We start from the raw sequence: 13,372 nt of genomic DNA on the forward strand, positions 1-13,372 counted from the left end.
CCCGTAGCCCGGCCCCGGGCTGCGACGCCCGACTCACGAGCATCGGCATGCATTCCGATCCGGTTCCTGCAGCGCATCCCACCCCCGGCATCACGCCGGGCAGGGACGGCGTGATGCGCTGGGTGCATGAGATCAGCCTGTGGAAGAACCCGACCGTGCTCATCACCACGGCGAAGGTCCTGCTGCTGGCGGCCTCGGTGCCCGCGCTGCTGGTCGGCCTCCTCGCCCTCGTGGAGGGGGACGGGATCGGCGCCGCCCTCGGCAGCGTCGCGCAGGTGGGCGGCATCGTCGTCGGCATCGTCGCCGGCCTGCTGCTGATCGCCTACCCGCTCACCGCGATCCTGCAGGGCGGACGCTACTGCGTGGTGTTCGAGATGGACGAACGCGGCGTCCGGCACACCCAGCTGCGCAAGCAGTTCGAGCGCAACCAGGCCCTCGCCTTCGTCACCGTGCTCGCCGGCATCGCCGCCGGCAGCCCGCAGGCCGCGGGGGCCGGCCTGCTCGCCGCCTCGCGCCAGAGCCTCCACACCGCCTTCGCCAAGGTCCGGAAGATCCGCATCGACGAGCGCCGCGGCGTCATCCACCTCGCCGAAAGGCTCACCCGCAACCAGGTCTACGCCGCGCCAGAGGACTTCGCCTTCGTGCGCGACTTCATCCTCGCGCGCTGCCCGCGGGCGGCGGTGGGCGGGTACGCCGGAGGCCGCGACACATGAGGCCTCCCCTGCCCGCAGGAGCGCGGCGGCGGAGGCTGCTCGCGTGCGCGTCGAATGCGTCGGCGACGGAGGCCGCATATCGCGTGCGCACCCTGGTCGAGCCCACGCCCGAACCCGCAGCGGCAGGGCAGCCGTTGGGGGGCGTGCCGGTGGGGGGCGGCTTCGCGCCACGCTGAGCGCCGCGCCGTCCGGGGTCAGGCGCTCCGCGCCAGCGCCTGCATCGCCTCGTGCGCGGGCAGCGGTGCGCCGCAGCGCGGGCAGGCGCTCATGGGCTCTGCGAGCTCGATCACGCCACCGCAGGCGATGCACACCCTGCGCCCCTCGTCCGGGAGCCACTTCTCCGGCCACTCGAAGCCGTCCAGCTTGAACACCGCGTCACCGGGCGCGAAGTAATCGAACAGGGGCGACGACACCCGCAGCGTACGACGCTCGCCGCGCTCGAGTTCCAGCACCAGCGTGCCGCCGGCGCCCTGCCCCGAAAGCTGCTTGTCCACGACCACAGCCCGCCAGGCCGCGCTCGTCTGCCGGCGCGAGCCCACGACGAGCGCCAGGAACACGACGATGAAGAACGCGAGCGATCCCAGCACCTCCTCGTCGAGCTCGCCGACCTCCAGCCAGATCACCAGCAGCACCACCGGGATCACCGCGGCGAAGAACAGCCAGGCATACAGCCGGCTGTGGCGGCGGTAGCCGAGCAGCCAGCGCCGGGACTGGTCGGCCGTGATTGCGGTGGCCGCACCCGAAGCCGCGCTCGCGCGGCTGCGCCGCCCGCCAGCCGTCCGCTTGCCCGCAGCCGGCGCAGCGGCGCCGCGTTGCGGTGCTCGTGCGCGGGTCAGCCACAGGATCAGCAGCGCGGCGCCCAGCACGGCGACCGTCCCGGCATGGACGCCGGCCTCCTTGCGCAGCACGTTGAACCACGGCGCCGCCGCCAGATACAGCACCGGCTCGACCTTCCCGTAGCCCCGCGGGCCGGTGTCGTACGCCAGGGTCCGCGTGTGCCCGCCATGCAGCGTGCCATCCGCGGCCCTGAACTCGTAGGCCACGACCCACCAGTAACGGTGGAACCACTGCGGCTCGGCCCCGCCGGTGCGACGGACCTCCGTGATGGTGGCCATGGAGCCGCTGCCGGCCACCAGCAGGAGCGGGCCCAGCAGGCCGTAGCCGAGCAGCATCAGCACGATCAGCCACACCGCGAACGGGCGGCGGCCCTGGATACGCGCCGTCACCGCAGTCGCCCTTCACGGCAGGCGCAGCGAGACCACGCAGGCACGCGCCCGCGCCCTGACTCCCCAGGCTGCGCCATCCGCCCGGGCAGGTCTTCAGCCGGGCGCGCGATGCTCATGGCTGGCGCGGGGACGCTGGCAAGGTCTCGAGAGGCTGCATGCATGCGGTGCAATTTTGGCGTCGGTGTCGGGCAGTTGTACCACCGATCGTCAGCCCTGTTGAGAGGTCGATTTCCACGGGAGCGGCATGGAGCAGGACCTCCCGCAGGGGCCGACGAGATGGCCACGCGGATGGAGGCCGCAAACAAGTTCGGCCCGGGCGGCTGGGAGTCACGAAGCCTATTTTAAATCCCCAATCTGGGTCGCATTGCCCGAACGCGAGACTCGATAGCCAAGTAATTCACGATCTCAACCAATCCGTGATTGAAACACACCCGATAGAGACCCTAGACTTGAATCGAAGTCCATGAGATCTGCACCGGAAACAGGCAATGCAACCCGCCCTTATCCAGAAAACAATTCATTCGACGTCGTTCCGACGCAAGGAGATGCAAACATGAAAATGAAAGCCGTCACCATCCTCGCAATGGCCCTTGTCTTCGGTACTGGAGCGCTAATGGCTCCGACCGATGCCATGGCGCAGTCGAGCGAGCAGCGCTGGGGCTCCGGTCACGGAAATGACCGGAACAAAGCCAGAGAGGCAGGCAAAAAGGCTGCGGAAGACCGGAAATCGGGGCAAAACAAATCCGGCAGGATGACCGCAGCCGAAAAAGAAGCGTATCGAGACGCGAAGGATAAAGGCCTCGAAGAGGATTTCAAGCGAGGCTACCGGGACGGACAGTAAGCGATTGATTCAAGAACTCCGCCGGATCCTTCGGCTTGAGTAATTGAATTCCCGCACGGACATCTGCCCTTTTTCCACAACGCCTACCGCAGACAATCCACGACGTGCAATGGAGGCTCCCATAAAGAGGAGCCTCTTTTTTAATGGTGAGCTCGACCGCCCTGTTGCGGCCACGGCCCGACGAGTTGGTCAAGATGATCGAAGCGGCGATCAAGCCCGGCCTGGACCGCCGACCTGCGTGCGCGCCGCCCGCATCGCCGCGCGCACGAAGCGCGTCTTTGCCTTCGCGTAGGCGACGCGGTCGTCGGGATGCTCGGCGGCGATGCGCTGCTTGAGTTCGCCATAGGCGCGCGCGGCCTCGGGATGCGCGCGCAGGTAGTCGCGGAACAGCAGGCGCTCCCATTCCGACGAGCCGGCCTCGAGAAAGTGGATGTGGTGGGTGCGCCGCCCCGCCTCGTCGCGGCGGATGAACCACGCGTAGTTCATGCCCGGCAGCCCGTGCTCGGGCGCCCGCCAGAAAAACTCGTAGCCCTGCGCCTGCAGCAGCGGCGCGATGTGCTGCGCCACCTCCTCCATCGTGCGCACCTCGACCAGCATGTCGATGATCGGCTTGGCCGCCAGGCCCGGCACCGCGGTGCTGCCGAAGTGCTCGATGCGCCCGATCAGCTCCGCCGGCAGGGCCGCGCGCAGCCGCGCCACCTCCTCGGCGAACAGCCCCGGCCAGGCCGGATCGTAGGGCACGATCTCGACCCGCTCGTGGAGCGCACGTTCGACGTGGCGGGGCTTGGCGTTCATGTGCCGGACTATAATCCCTTCGAGATTTCACCGCCCGGACGCGCACATCATGGCCCTGCCCCAGCCCACCGCCCCCTTCACCGCCGAAGACTACCTGCGGTGGGAAGCCGGCCAGCCCGACAAGCACGAGTACTACCACGGCGAAACCTTCGCCATGGGCGGCGCCAGCCGCCGGCACGTGACCATCTCGGGCAACGTCTTCAGCGCCCTCGACGAGGCCCTCGAAGGCAGCCCCTGCCGCGCCTACATGGCCGACATGAAGGTCCAGGCCGCCGCGGACGAGGCCTACTTCTACCCCGACGTCCTCGTCACCTGCGACCCCGCCGACCACCGCGCCGACCAGTTCATGCGCGCGCCCACGCTGATCGTCGAGGTGCTCTCGCACGCCACCGCCGCCTACGACCGCGGCGAGAAGTTCGCCGCCTATCGCCGCATCCCCTCGCTGCGCGACTTCGTCCTCATCGACCCCGACCTGCGCCGCATCGAGCACTACCGCCGCAGCCAGGACGAGCGCTGGGAGCTGCAGGACATCGAGCCCGAGCAGGCCCTGGTGCTGGAGAGCCTTGAGGTCTCGATCCCGTGGCAGAAGGTGTTCCGCAACGCCGATTGAGCCCGAACGCGCGCGACACCGCCACCACACCCCGGATGCCCCCGAGGTCCGCGGACGACGAGGAATCCACCATGCACGTGCAAGCCTACAAGCCCCTCGACGAAGCCGAATACCTCGCGCTCGAGGCGCGCTCCCCGGTCCGCCACGAATACATCGCCGGCGAAGTCTTCGCGGTGACGGGGGCCAGCATCCGCCACAACATCATCGCGCTCAACATCGCAACCGCCCTGCGCACCCATGTGCGCGGCACGCCCTGCCGCGCGCTCATGGAAGGGGTCAAGCTCTACCTGAAGAAGGAGCGCAGCTACTTCTACCCCGACGTGATGGTGACCTGCGAGCCGCGCCTGCTCGAGCTCGACGCGCAGGCGCAGGTCGTCGACAGCCCCGTGCTGATCGTCGAGGTTCTCTCCCCCTCCACCGAAGGCATCGACCGCCGCGAAAAACTGCGCGCCTACCGCACCCTGCCCGGCCTGAAGGAATACGCCATGGTCAGCCAGGACACATGCAAGGTCGAGCTCCACCGCCGCCGCGGCGACATCGGCTGGGACATCATCACCTTCGAGCCCGGTGACACGGTCGAACTGGCCAGCGTGGAGCTGGCGCTGCCGATCGCGGATGTCTATTTCGAGGCCGGGGTGACGTGCTCAGGATAACGATGGCCGAAGCCCCGTAGAGCCGCACGAGACACGACCGCCGCGCGACACCGCCGGCGGTCGTGGCGTTTCAGTGGGTCGGGGCCGCCAGCGTCGTGGCAGGTGATGAGCAAATGAAAGACCAAGCCCTTGAAGCCCTGCTTTTTTGTGTATTTGTATGTAAAGTAAACCAACATGAACAGCGTTCAACTCATCAAACGCCTTGAATCGGAGGGCTGGGTCCGTGTCGGCGGCAAGGGAGACCACATGAAGTTCAAACACCCCAACAAGCAGGGGCATGTGGTGGTACCCCACCCGCGCAAGGACATGCCCATCGGAACGCTGCGCAACATCTATCGGCAAGCCGAATGGGACTGGAGGTAAATTCGATGCTCTACCCCGTGTATGTCCACAAGGACGAAGGCAGCGCCTATGGGCTGACCTTCCCCGACTTTCCGGGCTGCTTCTCTGCGGCCGACGAAATGGCCGATCTGCCCCGCATGGCGCAAGAGGCGGTTGAACTGCACTTCGAAGGCGAGGACATCCCCATCCCCACCCCTTCGGTGCCCGAGGCCTGGGCGGGTGACGAGCGGTTCGAAGGCGGCTACTGGATGCTGGTCGACATCGACCTGGCCAGAATCCGCAACGCGCCGGTGCGGCTCAACATCTCCCTGCCGGAATACCTCGTGCGCCAGATCGACAACTACGCGAAAGCCCACCACCAGACGCGGTCGGGTTTCCTGGCACGCGCGGCAGAAGAAGCGATGCGCGCGCGGTAGGCGCATCGCCAGCGCCAGACCGATCACTGACGCCCCAACCGCCAAGCCAAGCTTTGTTGGTGTATGACCCGCCCGACAAGGTCACACTGGCTTCAACACGTAACGACGAGCAGCGGCGGGTGGGTGTTGCGCTGGCGACGTTTATGGCGCGATGCGCTGGCGAGTGCGAACGGGCGTGTTCTTTCTGGAGCAGTACGACGACGAGGACGCGTGCTGGAGCGATAAGCTCGACGGCGACGCATCACCGCTGGTCGCATGGAAGGTTGCCTAGACACGCGCCGAACTCCGGTTTCCACAGGTTGTCACCTGCACACCCGGACAGCTGTTGCAGTCCCTCACGCGCCAGGAGAACACGATGTCCAAGACCGCCTTCCCCCTGCGAATCCAGGAAAGCGAGCGCGACCGTGGCCGGCGTCTGGCCGAGGAGCTCGGTGTCTCCGAGAACCGCCTCTACGCCGAACTCATCCATGACGGGCTGCTGATCCGCGAGCAGATGCTCTACATGACGAAGCTCAGGTCGCTCGCAGCCACAACAGCGAGAGCCGACGCAATCGCCGTTCTGGACCGCGCCGCCGATGACCCCGCTGCCGACCGATCGATATTGACGCTGAGTCGCCCGCGGGGGCGATGAGTCGCCCCCCAACTCTTCTGGTCCTTTGACCACAACGTAGCGCCGGACTACAATTGTGGTAAATAAACCCCCGTGGAGATCGTGATGAGCTCCGTATCCGTGCGTATCGATGAGAGCCTGGTCAGCGCCGCACGCGCTGCAGCCAAGGCCGAGTTCCGTACCGTGCAAGGCCAGGTCGAGTTCTGGGCAAGAGTGGGTCGGGCCGCGCTCGACAACCCGGATCTGCCGGCCTCGTTCATTGCCGAGAGCCTGATGAGCATGGCCGAACCGCGTGAGGACAGCACCGTCTTCGTCCCGCGCTCGGCGGCCAAGGCATGAGCTGGGACGTTCGGCAAACACGACGCTTTGCTCGCGTCTACAAGAAGCTGCACGACAACACGTTGGCCGAGGTGGATGCCGCGGTCGAAGCGGTAGCCCGTAACCCTGACAGCGGCGAAAAGAAGAAAGGCGACCTCGCGGAACTGTGGGTCTACAAATTCCGCTGCCTCGGCCAGTTGTACCTGCTGGGCTACACCCGCGATGACGGCGTTCGGTTGGTCTATCTGGAGGCTGTCGGTCCCCACGAGAATTTCTACCGCGACTTGAAGCGCTGACCTGGCCTTGGCGACGCCGCCGGCAGATCACTGACGCACGCCGAGCCGCACCCCGCCACGACAGCTGCCTAACACCGCTGGCGGCCTTGGCGCTTCAGGGACACGACGCAGCGGGCGCCGGCGCACCTTGCCAGAACATGCCAAGCAGATGAAGATGCGAGCAGACAACGTCATTCGCATAATCCGCATCTTCCCCCATGCCCACCTCCCACGACGCCGGCTACAAACTCCTCTTCTCCAACCCGCTCATCGTCCGCGACCTCATCCAGGGTTTCATCGACGATCCCTGGCTGCAGAAACTCGACTTCTCCACCCTCGAACCCGTCAAGGGACACTACGTCAGCGAAGACCTGCGCGACCGTGCCGATGATGTCGTCTGGCGCGTCAAATCCGGCGAGGAGTGGCTCTACCTCTACCTGCCCATCGTGCTTTACAACGGCGAACGCCGCTGGCACGCCCCCGTCTCGCTCGCGGAACTCCTACCCAAGCCGCCCGCCTTTCTCGCCCCACTGCAAGCGCAGATGCGCTACCTGCTCATCGACGAAGGCGCCATCCCCGCCGAGACGCTGGCCCGGCTACCGCAGAACCTCGTCGCCGCCATCTTCAAGCTCGAGCAACCTCAGACCCCCGAGGCAGTCCAAGTGCTTGTCATCGAACTCGAGGCCGCCACCCGTTCCGACGAATACGCCGCCGTGCGCCGCATCGTCGCCATCTGGATCCGCACCGCCTTGATCCGGAACCGCAAATACCCCATCCTCCTCCCCGAACTGGATGACTTGCAGGAGCTGCGCATCATGTTGTCGCAACGCATTGAGCAATGGGCTGAAGGCTACCTCGCCGCCGGCCGCATCGAAGGCCGTCTCGAAGGCGAGATCGGCGTGCTCACACGCCTGCTCAGCCGACGCTTCGGCCCACTCCCCTCCTGGGCCGAGACTCGCCTGAACGCCGCCACCGAACAAGCGCTCGCAGACTGGACCGACGCCGTCCTCGACGCCGCCAGCCTCGTCGATGTCCTCGGCCCGCCACCGGCCGATCACTGACGCCTGCTGAGCCTCACCCCACCACGACCGCCGCGCGCCCCTGCCGGCGGTCGTCACGTTTCTGGGGACTGGAAATCGTGGTCTGTCCCCGATTTCTCACGAGATCAAGGCAGCACAGCCATGCGCCACCACATTCAGAGAGACAAAGGCGTCGAGGAAGGCGATGAGCAAATGAAAGACCTGACCCTCGGCCCTCCCGCCGGCGGTCGTAGCGTTTCAGGTGAGGAGAAAACGTGGTCTGTCCCCAACCTCGCGACGGCTCCTGTAGGAGCGCCGGCAGGCGCGAATCCGGCCGAGCCCCAGGCAACCACCGTCGGCACACCCCCCACGCCCCGTTCGCGGCTGCCGCCGCTCCTACAGGAGCCTCCTCACCGCGGCGGCATCCCGCCCCCTCAAGTCCCCCGCCCCCGCGCCGTAGATGCAAGCACGCGCCCAAGGGCGCGCGGCGCGGTGAAAAAAATTCCTCAAGACTTCGTCCACTGCACCGTTACAGCAAGCAAGAGCAATGCAGAACGCTCCGCACCCGCAACGGCGAACGACGCGAACCACGGGTGTATGACCCACCTGACCTTCCAGGAGAAACATCATGGCCCAGACGATCAACACCAACGTTGCCTCGCTGAATGCGCAGCGGAACCTCAACGCTTCCCAAGGCTCGCTCGCCACCTCGCTGCAGCGGCTCTCTTCAGGCCTGCGCATCAACAGCGCAAAGGACGACGCCGCCGGACTGTCGATCTCGGATCGTATGCAGTCGCAAGTTCGTGGCCTGAACCAAGCCGTACGTAACGCGAACGACGCGATCTCCCTCAGCCAAACGGCCGAAGGAGCAATGGCAGAGATCGGAAATAACCTCCAGAGATTGCGTGAACTATCCATTCAATCCGCAAACGACACCAACTCGGCAAGTGATCGCGCGGCCCTGCAGCAGGAAGTCATACAGCTAAAGTCAGAAATTGATCGTGTAGCCGGAACCACTCAGTTTAACGGTCAGAACTTGATCGACGGCTCGTTTCAATCAAAGCAGTTTCAAGTGGGAGCGAACGCAAACCAAACTCTTTCTGTTTCAATTGGAAATGCAAAAACAACCGCGCTTGGCAACTACACACTGACTGGGACCGGAACACTCAATCAAGCCGTAACCGCGGCCGCCACTGCGCCTACCAACACAGTCGCTGCTACAGAAGACCTCACGATTAGCGGCCCTCGCGGGCAAGGAACTCAGATAAACGTTGTTGTTGGGTCGACCGGGCAGGCAATCGCAGCACAGATCAACGACCAGAGCGGCGTCACAGGCGTTACCGCGGAAGCTAAGACGGCGGCGAAACTATCCGATCTGAGCGCTGCAGGCACAATCACCTTTGACCTGACCGGAAAGAATAGCTCTGCCGTTTCCATTACAGCTTCGGTTGCAAGCACCTCGGACCTAACAGCCTTAGCAGATGCAATCAACAATCAATCTTCATCGACTGGAATTACAGCAGAGCATGCAAACGGCGCATTGACTCTTAAGAGCGAAGACGGCTACGACATTAAGATTGCTAATTTTGCAAACACGTCAACCACTGGCAACCAAACAATCAAGCTGACTGGCGTAGATTATTTCACTGGAAGCACTGCCGGCAGTGCGGCGACTCTGGAAGAGGCAAACAACGACTCGAGCACCGTTGGCGCAACGCTTCGCCTAAAGTCAGATGGTGCATTTGGTGTAAGCAGCGGAGCCACAGGAGGCCTCTTCAATGCGACGAATGTGAGCTCGGCAGAATCAATGTTGAGCGGTGTCGACATTAGCACTCGACCCGGAGCTAATAGCGCGATTGATGTGATTGACGCTGCTCTAAGTCGGGTGAACTCGGAGCGTGCGAAACTTGGCGCCATCCAAAACCGCGTTACTTCAACTATTGCAAACCTGCAAACATCAGCAGAGAACATTTCCGCATCCCGCGGCCGCATCGTCGACGCCGACTTCGCCTCCGAAACCGCCAACCTCACCCGCGGCCAGATCCTCCAGCAGGCCGGTACCGCGATGCTGGCGCAGGCGAACTCGCTGCCGCAGGGCGTGCTGTCGCTGCTCCGCGGTTAAACTAGGCTGATCTGACCAGCATCCGGCGCGGAGCTCCCACGGAGCTTCGCGCCGTTGCCCCATGAAGGAGGCGAAGAATCATGAGCATCCAGAACATCCCCTCGTCCGGCGCCGCGATGGACGCGCAATTCGCGCGCATGGCCGGCCAGCAGGCGGTGACCCCGCAGCGCGCCGGCGCCAGCGACACCCCGCCGGAGGCCGCGGCGGTCAATGAGCTGCGCTCCACCCAGCGCCCGGAGAAGGCCGGAAACCAGGCCGCCGAGCCCGACCGCGAGACCCTGCTGCAGGCCGTCGAGGACGTGCGCAAGGCGATCGAGCCGGTGGCACAAAATCTGCTTTTCTCGATCGACGACGACACCGGTCGCACCATCGTCAAGGTGGTCGACGCCCAGACCGACGAGGTCATCCGCCAGATGCCGTCCGAGGAGGTGCTGGCGATCTCCAAGGCGATCGACAAGCTCAAGGGCGTGCTGATCCAGCAGAAGGCCTGAGCACCGCCCGGGCATTCGTAATCCGATAGAGGAGCAGATCATGGCATTGAGCGCATCGGGACTGGGCTCCGGGCTCGACATCAACAGCCTGGTCTCGCAACTGATGGCGGTCGAGCGCCAGCCGCTCACCGCGATGGCCAGGAAGGAAGCCAGCTTCCAGGCCAAGCTGTCGGCCTTCGGGCAGATCAAGGGCAGCCTGTCCGCGCTGCAGACCGCGGCCAACGCGCTGAAGGACGCGGCAAAATTTTCCGCCACCAAGGCGACGGTGGGCAGCGACGCCGGCTTCACCGCCAGCACCGCGAGCGGCGCGGCGGTGGGCAACTATGCGATCCAGGTCGAGCAGCTCGCCAGGACGCAGCGCGTCGCCACCAGCGCCACCACCAGCTTCGACCCGGTGGACGGCGCCGTCGGCGCCCCCCAGACGCTCGAGATCCGCTTCGGCAAGATGGTCGATGGTGCGTTCGAGGCGGGCGAGACCGTGGATGGCAGCTTCACCCCGGGCGCGGGTTCGGCGAAGACGCTGGAGTTCACCGGCAGCAGCATCGAAGACCTGCGCGACGCGATCAACAAGGGCGACCTGGGCGTCAGCGCCAGCGTCATCGACAACGGCACCGCCAAGCAGCTCGTCCTCACCAGCAAGAACACCGGCGCCGACCAGGCCTTCAGCATCGGCGGCACGGTGGGCCTGAACTACACGCCGGGCGCGGACGCCGGCACCTCCAGCGACCCGGTCTACCGCCTGCAATCCTCGCAGGACGCGCGGGTGAACATCGACGGCATCGTCGTGACCCGCGGCAGCAACACCGTGAGCGGCGCGATCGAGGGCGTCACGCTGACGCTGACCAAGGAGTCCGACAAGGCGGCCAGCCTGGCGGTGAGCGAGGACTTTGCCGGCGCGCGCAGCGCGATCGATGCCTTCGTCAAGGCCTACAACGACACCCAGACCACGCTGAAGAACCTCACCGCCTACAACGCCGAGACCAAGGCCGCATCGACCCTGACCGGCGACTCGACCGCGCGCAGCATCCAGAGCCAGGTGCGCAATCTGGTAGGCGGCGCCTTGTCCGGGCTGGGCGACACCACGCGGCTCGCCGACATCGGCGTCACCTTCGACAAGGACGGCAAGCTGACGGTGGACGGCAGCAAGCTCGACGCTGCGCTCAAGGACCCCAATCGCGGTGTGGCCGCCTTTTTCGCCGGCAGCGGCGACACCCAGGGCCTGGCCGCGACAGTGTCCGACGGGCTGAAGAACTTCATCGACACCGGCGGCCTGCTCGCCGGGCGCACCGAGGGCATCAACAGCTCGATCAAGCTGATCGGCAAGCAGCGCGAGGCCTTCGAGGCGAGGCTGGAAAGCGTGCAGAAGCGCTATCAGGCGCAATTCACCGCGCTCGACTCGACGATCGCCAGCATGACCCAGACCGGCAACTACCTCACCCAGCAGCTCGCCAGCTTGCCGGGCTTCGCTTAAACGATAGAGATCCAACGGAGACCCCCCAGCATGTTCGGTGGATTCCAGCAAAACCGCGCCGCCGCCTACGCCAAGGTGAGCGTCGAGACCGGCGTCAACACTGCCGACCCCCACAAGCTCATCCTGATGCTGTTCGACGGCGCGCTGCTACAGGTGCGCACCGCCGGCTTCGCGATGCAGAACAAGGACATCCCAGGCAAGGGGATGGCAATCTCCAAGGCGATCGAGATCATCATCAACGGCCTCAAGGTGAGCCTCGACATGAACGCCGGCGGCGAACTCGCCGAGCGCCTGGCCGCGCTCTACGACTACATGAGCGAGCGCCTGCTCTATGCCAACCTGCACAACAGCCAGCCCGCGCTCGACGAAGTCAGCGGCCTGCTCGCCTCGCTGCGCGAGGCCTGGGCTGGCATTGCCGGGCAGGTGAAGACCGCCGCGGCCTGACCTCCGGAGCATCTCCGCGCCATGCTCACGCCCGCCACGCTCGACGCCCTGCTCGCCCGCTATGAAGCCATGGCCGAGGCTGCGCGCGCCAACGACTGGGACCGCCTGTCGGCCCTGGAGCGCGAGGCAGCCGAGCTACGCGACACAGCCCGCGCCAGCGCCGATGCGGCGGCGGACGCTGCCACCCTGGCCACCCTCCCCGCCGCCGAGGCCGAATCCCTGCGCGCCGGCATCGAGCGCCTGCTTGCGCTCGACGCCGAGATCCGCACCCACGCCGACCCTTTTCTCGCCAGCGTGCGCAAGCTGCTCGCCGGCGGCCGCCAGGAACGCGCGGTGCGCAACGCCTACGGCGCGCTCGCGCCCTGACCCGCGCGCGGGCTGATCGAACGCCGGCCACGCAGGAGCCCCCGCGATGATCCCCGCCGACCTCGCCGCCCGCCTGCGCCTGATCAACGAAGCCAGCTTCTTCAACACCGAACCGCCGGTCGCCGGCCTGCAGCGCGCGCGCGAAATCCAGGCCCAGCTCCCCGAGCTCGTCCCCGGCCAGCGCTTCTTCGCCACCCTGCAGCGCACCCTGCCCGACGGCACCTTCCGCGCGCTGGTGGCCGGGCAGCAGATGACGCTGTCGCTCAACACCGCTGCCAAGTCGGGCGACACGCTGGAACTGGAAGTCTCTCAGGTGACGCCGCGCGCGGTGTTCGCACGCATCGTCGGCGCGGAGACGGCCGCAGCCAACACCGCCTCGGCGCAGCCCGCACTGAGCCAGACCGGGCGGCTGATCAGCTTCCTGCTCACCGGCCAGCCCACGCCGCAGCCGGCCAGCCTGGCGGGCAACCAACCGCTGCTGAACGCGCCGCCGACCAGCGCCACGCCGCTTGTGCCCCTGCTGCGCCAGGCGCTCGGCCAGAGCGGGCTGTTCTACGAATCGCACCAGACGCAGTGGGTGCTCGGCAAGCTCGACACCGCCGCGCTGCTGCGCGAGCCGCAGGGGCAGCAGTCGGCCCCGGGCGCGGGCGCCGGCCAGCC

The 13,372-nt window shown here is 66.0% G+C and carries 17 protein-coding genes and 1 pseudogene; 16 read left to right on the forward strand and 2 right to left on the reverse strand.

Annotated features, from left to right (window positions below; all coding sequences use genetic code 11):
- Positions 1-47: 47 nt before the first annotated feature.
- Positions 48-713, forward strand: coding sequence for a hypothetical protein (locus tag C667_RS07225; RefSeq protein ID WP_004359543.1), 666 nt, complete (start codon positions 48-50; stop codon positions 711-713).
- A 194-nt stretch (positions 714-907) separates the two neighbouring features.
- Here C667_RS07225 and C667_RS07230 read toward each other — a convergent pair whose 3' ends face one another.
- Positions 908-1,939, reverse strand: a complete 1,032-nt coding sequence (locus tag C667_RS07230; protein ID WP_004359545.1) for a hypothetical protein — start codon at positions 1,937-1,939, stop codon at positions 908-910.
- Positions 1,940-2,492: 553 nt separating this feature from the next.
- On the opposite strand from C667_RS07230, the gene C667_RS25625 reads away from it, so the two are divergent.
- Positions 2,493-2,780, forward strand: coding sequence for a hypothetical protein (locus C667_RS25625; protein WP_157302237.1), 288 nt, complete (start codon positions 2,493-2,495; stop codon positions 2,778-2,780).
- Between the two features lie 210 nt (positions 2,781-2,990).
- Here C667_RS25625 and C667_RS07235 read toward each other — a convergent pair whose 3' ends face one another.
- The gene (locus C667_RS07235; RefSeq protein ID WP_004359547.1) at positions 2,991-3,575 is read right to left on the reverse strand and encodes a GrpB family protein; all 585 of its coding nucleotides are present in this window, start codon (positions 3,573-3,575) and stop codon (positions 2,991-2,993) included.
- 49 nt (positions 3,576-3,624) lie between these two features.
- Between C667_RS07235 and C667_RS07240 the strand changes: the two genes are divergently transcribed.
- The 14 genes and pseudogenes from C667_RS07240 to C667_RS07305 all read left to right on the forward strand — a co-directional run.
- Positions 3,625-4,185 (forward strand): Uma2 family endonuclease, encoded by a 561-nt coding sequence (locus tag C667_RS07240; RefSeq protein ID WP_004359549.1) that lies wholly within the window; start codon positions 3,625-3,627, stop codon positions 4,183-4,185.
- A 71-nt stretch (positions 4,186-4,256) separates the two neighbouring features.
- Positions 4,257-4,838 carry a Uma2 family endonuclease gene (locus C667_RS07245; protein ID WP_004359551.1) on the forward strand — a complete coding sequence of 194 codons (582 nt, stop codon included), beginning with the start codon at positions 4,257-4,259 and terminating at the stop codon, positions 4,836-4,838.
- Between the two features lie 174 nt (positions 4,839-5,012).
- Positions 5,013-5,201 carry a type II toxin-antitoxin system HicA family toxin gene (locus C667_RS26650; RefSeq protein ID WP_004359553.1) on the forward strand — a complete coding sequence of 63 codons (189 nt, stop codon included), beginning with the start codon at positions 5,013-5,015 and terminating at the stop codon, positions 5,199-5,201.
- A 5-nt stretch (positions 5,202-5,206) separates the two neighbouring features.
- Positions 5,207-5,596 (forward strand): type II toxin-antitoxin system HicB family antitoxin, encoded by a 390-nt coding sequence (locus tag C667_RS07255; RefSeq protein ID WP_004359556.1) that lies wholly within the window; start codon positions 5,207-5,209, stop codon positions 5,594-5,596.
- Between the two features lie 355 nt (positions 5,597-5,951).
- Positions 5,952-6,227, forward strand: a complete 276-nt coding sequence (locus tag C667_RS07260) for a hypothetical protein (protein WP_004359558.1) — start codon at positions 5,952-5,954, stop codon at positions 6,225-6,227.
- Between the two features lie 84 nt (positions 6,228-6,311).
- Positions 6,312-6,545, forward strand: coding sequence for a TA system antitoxin ParD family protein (locus C667_RS07265; RefSeq protein WP_004359560.1), 234 nt, complete (start codon positions 6,312-6,314; stop codon positions 6,543-6,545).
- Positions 6,542-6,820, forward strand: a complete 279-nt coding sequence (locus C667_RS07270) for a type II toxin-antitoxin system RelE/ParE family toxin (RefSeq protein WP_004359562.1) — start codon at positions 6,542-6,544, stop codon at positions 6,818-6,820. The genes C667_RS07265 and C667_RS07270 overlap by 4 nt, the downstream gene beginning before the upstream one ends.
- Before the next feature lie 197 nt (positions 6,821-7,017).
- Positions 7,018-7,860: an Rpn family recombination-promoting nuclease/putative transposase gene (locus C667_RS07275; protein ID WP_004359563.1), complete on the forward strand. Its 843-nt coding sequence runs from the start codon at positions 7,018-7,020 to the stop codon at positions 7,858-7,860.
- Between the two features lie 586 nt (positions 7,861-8,446).
- A complete protein-coding gene (locus C667_RS07280) occupies positions 8,447-9,940 on the forward strand; it encodes a flagellin N-terminal helical domain-containing protein (RefSeq protein ID WP_039920955.1) in 1,494 nt (497 codons plus the stop codon).
- Positions 9,941-10,020: 80 nt separating this feature from the next.
- On the forward strand, positions 10,021-10,431 hold the full coding sequence (locus C667_RS07285) for a flagellar protein FlaG (protein WP_004359567.1): 411 nt from the start codon (positions 10,021-10,023) through the stop codon (positions 10,429-10,431).
- A 40-nt stretch (positions 10,432-10,471) separates the two neighbouring features.
- Positions 10,472-11,902: a flagellar filament capping protein FliD gene (fliD, locus tag C667_RS07290; RefSeq protein WP_004359570.1), complete on the forward strand. Its 1,431-nt coding sequence runs from the start codon at positions 10,472-10,474 to the stop codon at positions 11,900-11,902.
- 30 nt (positions 11,903-11,932) lie between these two features.
- Positions 11,933-12,346: a flagellar export chaperone FliS gene (fliS, locus tag C667_RS07295; RefSeq protein WP_004359572.1), complete on the forward strand. Its 414-nt coding sequence runs from the start codon at positions 11,933-11,935 to the stop codon at positions 12,344-12,346.
- Between the two features lie 21 nt (positions 12,347-12,367).
- A complete protein-coding gene (locus tag C667_RS07300; protein ID WP_004359575.1) occupies positions 12,368-12,712 on the forward strand; it encodes a flagellar protein FliT in 345 nt (114 codons plus the stop codon).
- A gap of 46 nt (positions 12,713-12,758) precedes the next feature.
- Positions 12,759-13,372 (forward strand): annotated as a pseudogene (locus C667_RS07305) (flagellar hook-length control protein FliK); the annotation flags it as partial.

It is taken from the genome of Thauera phenylacetica B4P, from assembly GCF_000310225.1.
GTDB classification, from domain to species: Bacteria; Pseudomonadota; Gammaproteobacteria; order Burkholderiales; family Rhodocyclaceae; genus Thauera; species Thauera phenylacetica.

What these genes read in the sequence shown, in the direction of transcription:
- C667_RS07300 (WP_004359575.1), top strand. Translation starts at nt 12,368, where the DNA reads ATGCTCACGCCCGCCACGCTCGACGCCCTGCTCGCCCGCTATGAAGCC.
- C667_RS07260 (WP_004359558.1), top strand. Translation starts at nt 5,952, where the DNA reads ATGTCCAAGACCGCCTTCCCCCTGCGAATCCAGGAAAGCGAGCGCGAC.
- fliS (WP_004359572.1), top strand. Translation starts at nt 11,933, where the DNA reads ATGTTCGGTGGATTCCAGCAAAACCGCGCCGCCGCCTACGCCAAGGTG.
- fliD (WP_004359570.1), top strand. Translation starts at nt 10,472, where the DNA reads ATGGCATTGAGCGCATCGGGACTGGGCTCCGGGCTCGACATCAACAGC.
- C667_RS07245 (WP_004359551.1), top strand. Translation starts at nt 4,257, where the DNA reads ATGCACGTGCAAGCCTACAAGCCCCTCGACGAAGCCGAATACCTCGCG.
- C667_RS26650 (WP_004359553.1), top strand. Translation starts at nt 5,013, where the DNA reads ATGAACAGCGTTCAACTCATCAAACGCCTTGAATCGGAGGGCTGGGTC.
- C667_RS07285 (WP_004359567.1), top strand. Translation starts at nt 10,021, where the DNA reads ATGAGCATCCAGAACATCCCCTCGTCCGGCGCCGCGATGGACGCGCAA.
- C667_RS25625 (WP_157302237.1), top strand. Translation starts at nt 2,493, where the DNA reads ATGAAAATGAAAGCCGTCACCATCCTCGCAATGGCCCTTGTCTTCGGT.
- C667_RS07270 (WP_004359562.1), top strand. Translation starts at nt 6,542, where the DNA reads ATGAGCTGGGACGTTCGGCAAACACGACGCTTTGCTCGCGTCTACAAG.
- C667_RS07275 (WP_004359563.1), top strand. Translation starts at nt 7,018, where the DNA reads ATGCCCACCTCCCACGACGCCGGCTACAAACTCCTCTTCTCCAACCCG.
- C667_RS07240 (WP_004359549.1), top strand. Translation starts at nt 3,625, where the DNA reads ATGGCCCTGCCCCAGCCCACCGCCCCCTTCACCGCCGAAGACTACCTG.
- C667_RS07255 (WP_004359556.1), top strand. Translation starts at nt 5,207, where the DNA reads ATGCTCTACCCCGTGTATGTCCACAAGGACGAAGGCAGCGCCTATGGG.
- C667_RS07280 (WP_039920955.1), top strand. Translation starts at nt 8,447, where the DNA reads ATGGCCCAGACGATCAACACCAACGTTGCCTCGCTGAATGCGCAGCGG.
- C667_RS07235 (WP_004359547.1), bottom strand. Translation starts at nt 3,575, where the DNA reads ATGAACGCCAAGCCCCGCCACGTCGAACGTGCGCTCCACGAGCGGGTC.
- C667_RS07265 (WP_004359560.1), top strand. Translation starts at nt 6,312, where the DNA reads ATGAGCTCCGTATCCGTGCGTATCGATGAGAGCCTGGTCAGCGCCGCA.
- C667_RS07225 (WP_004359543.1), top strand. Translation starts at nt 48, where the DNA reads ATGCATTCCGATCCGGTTCCTGCAGCGCATCCCACCCCCGGCATCACG.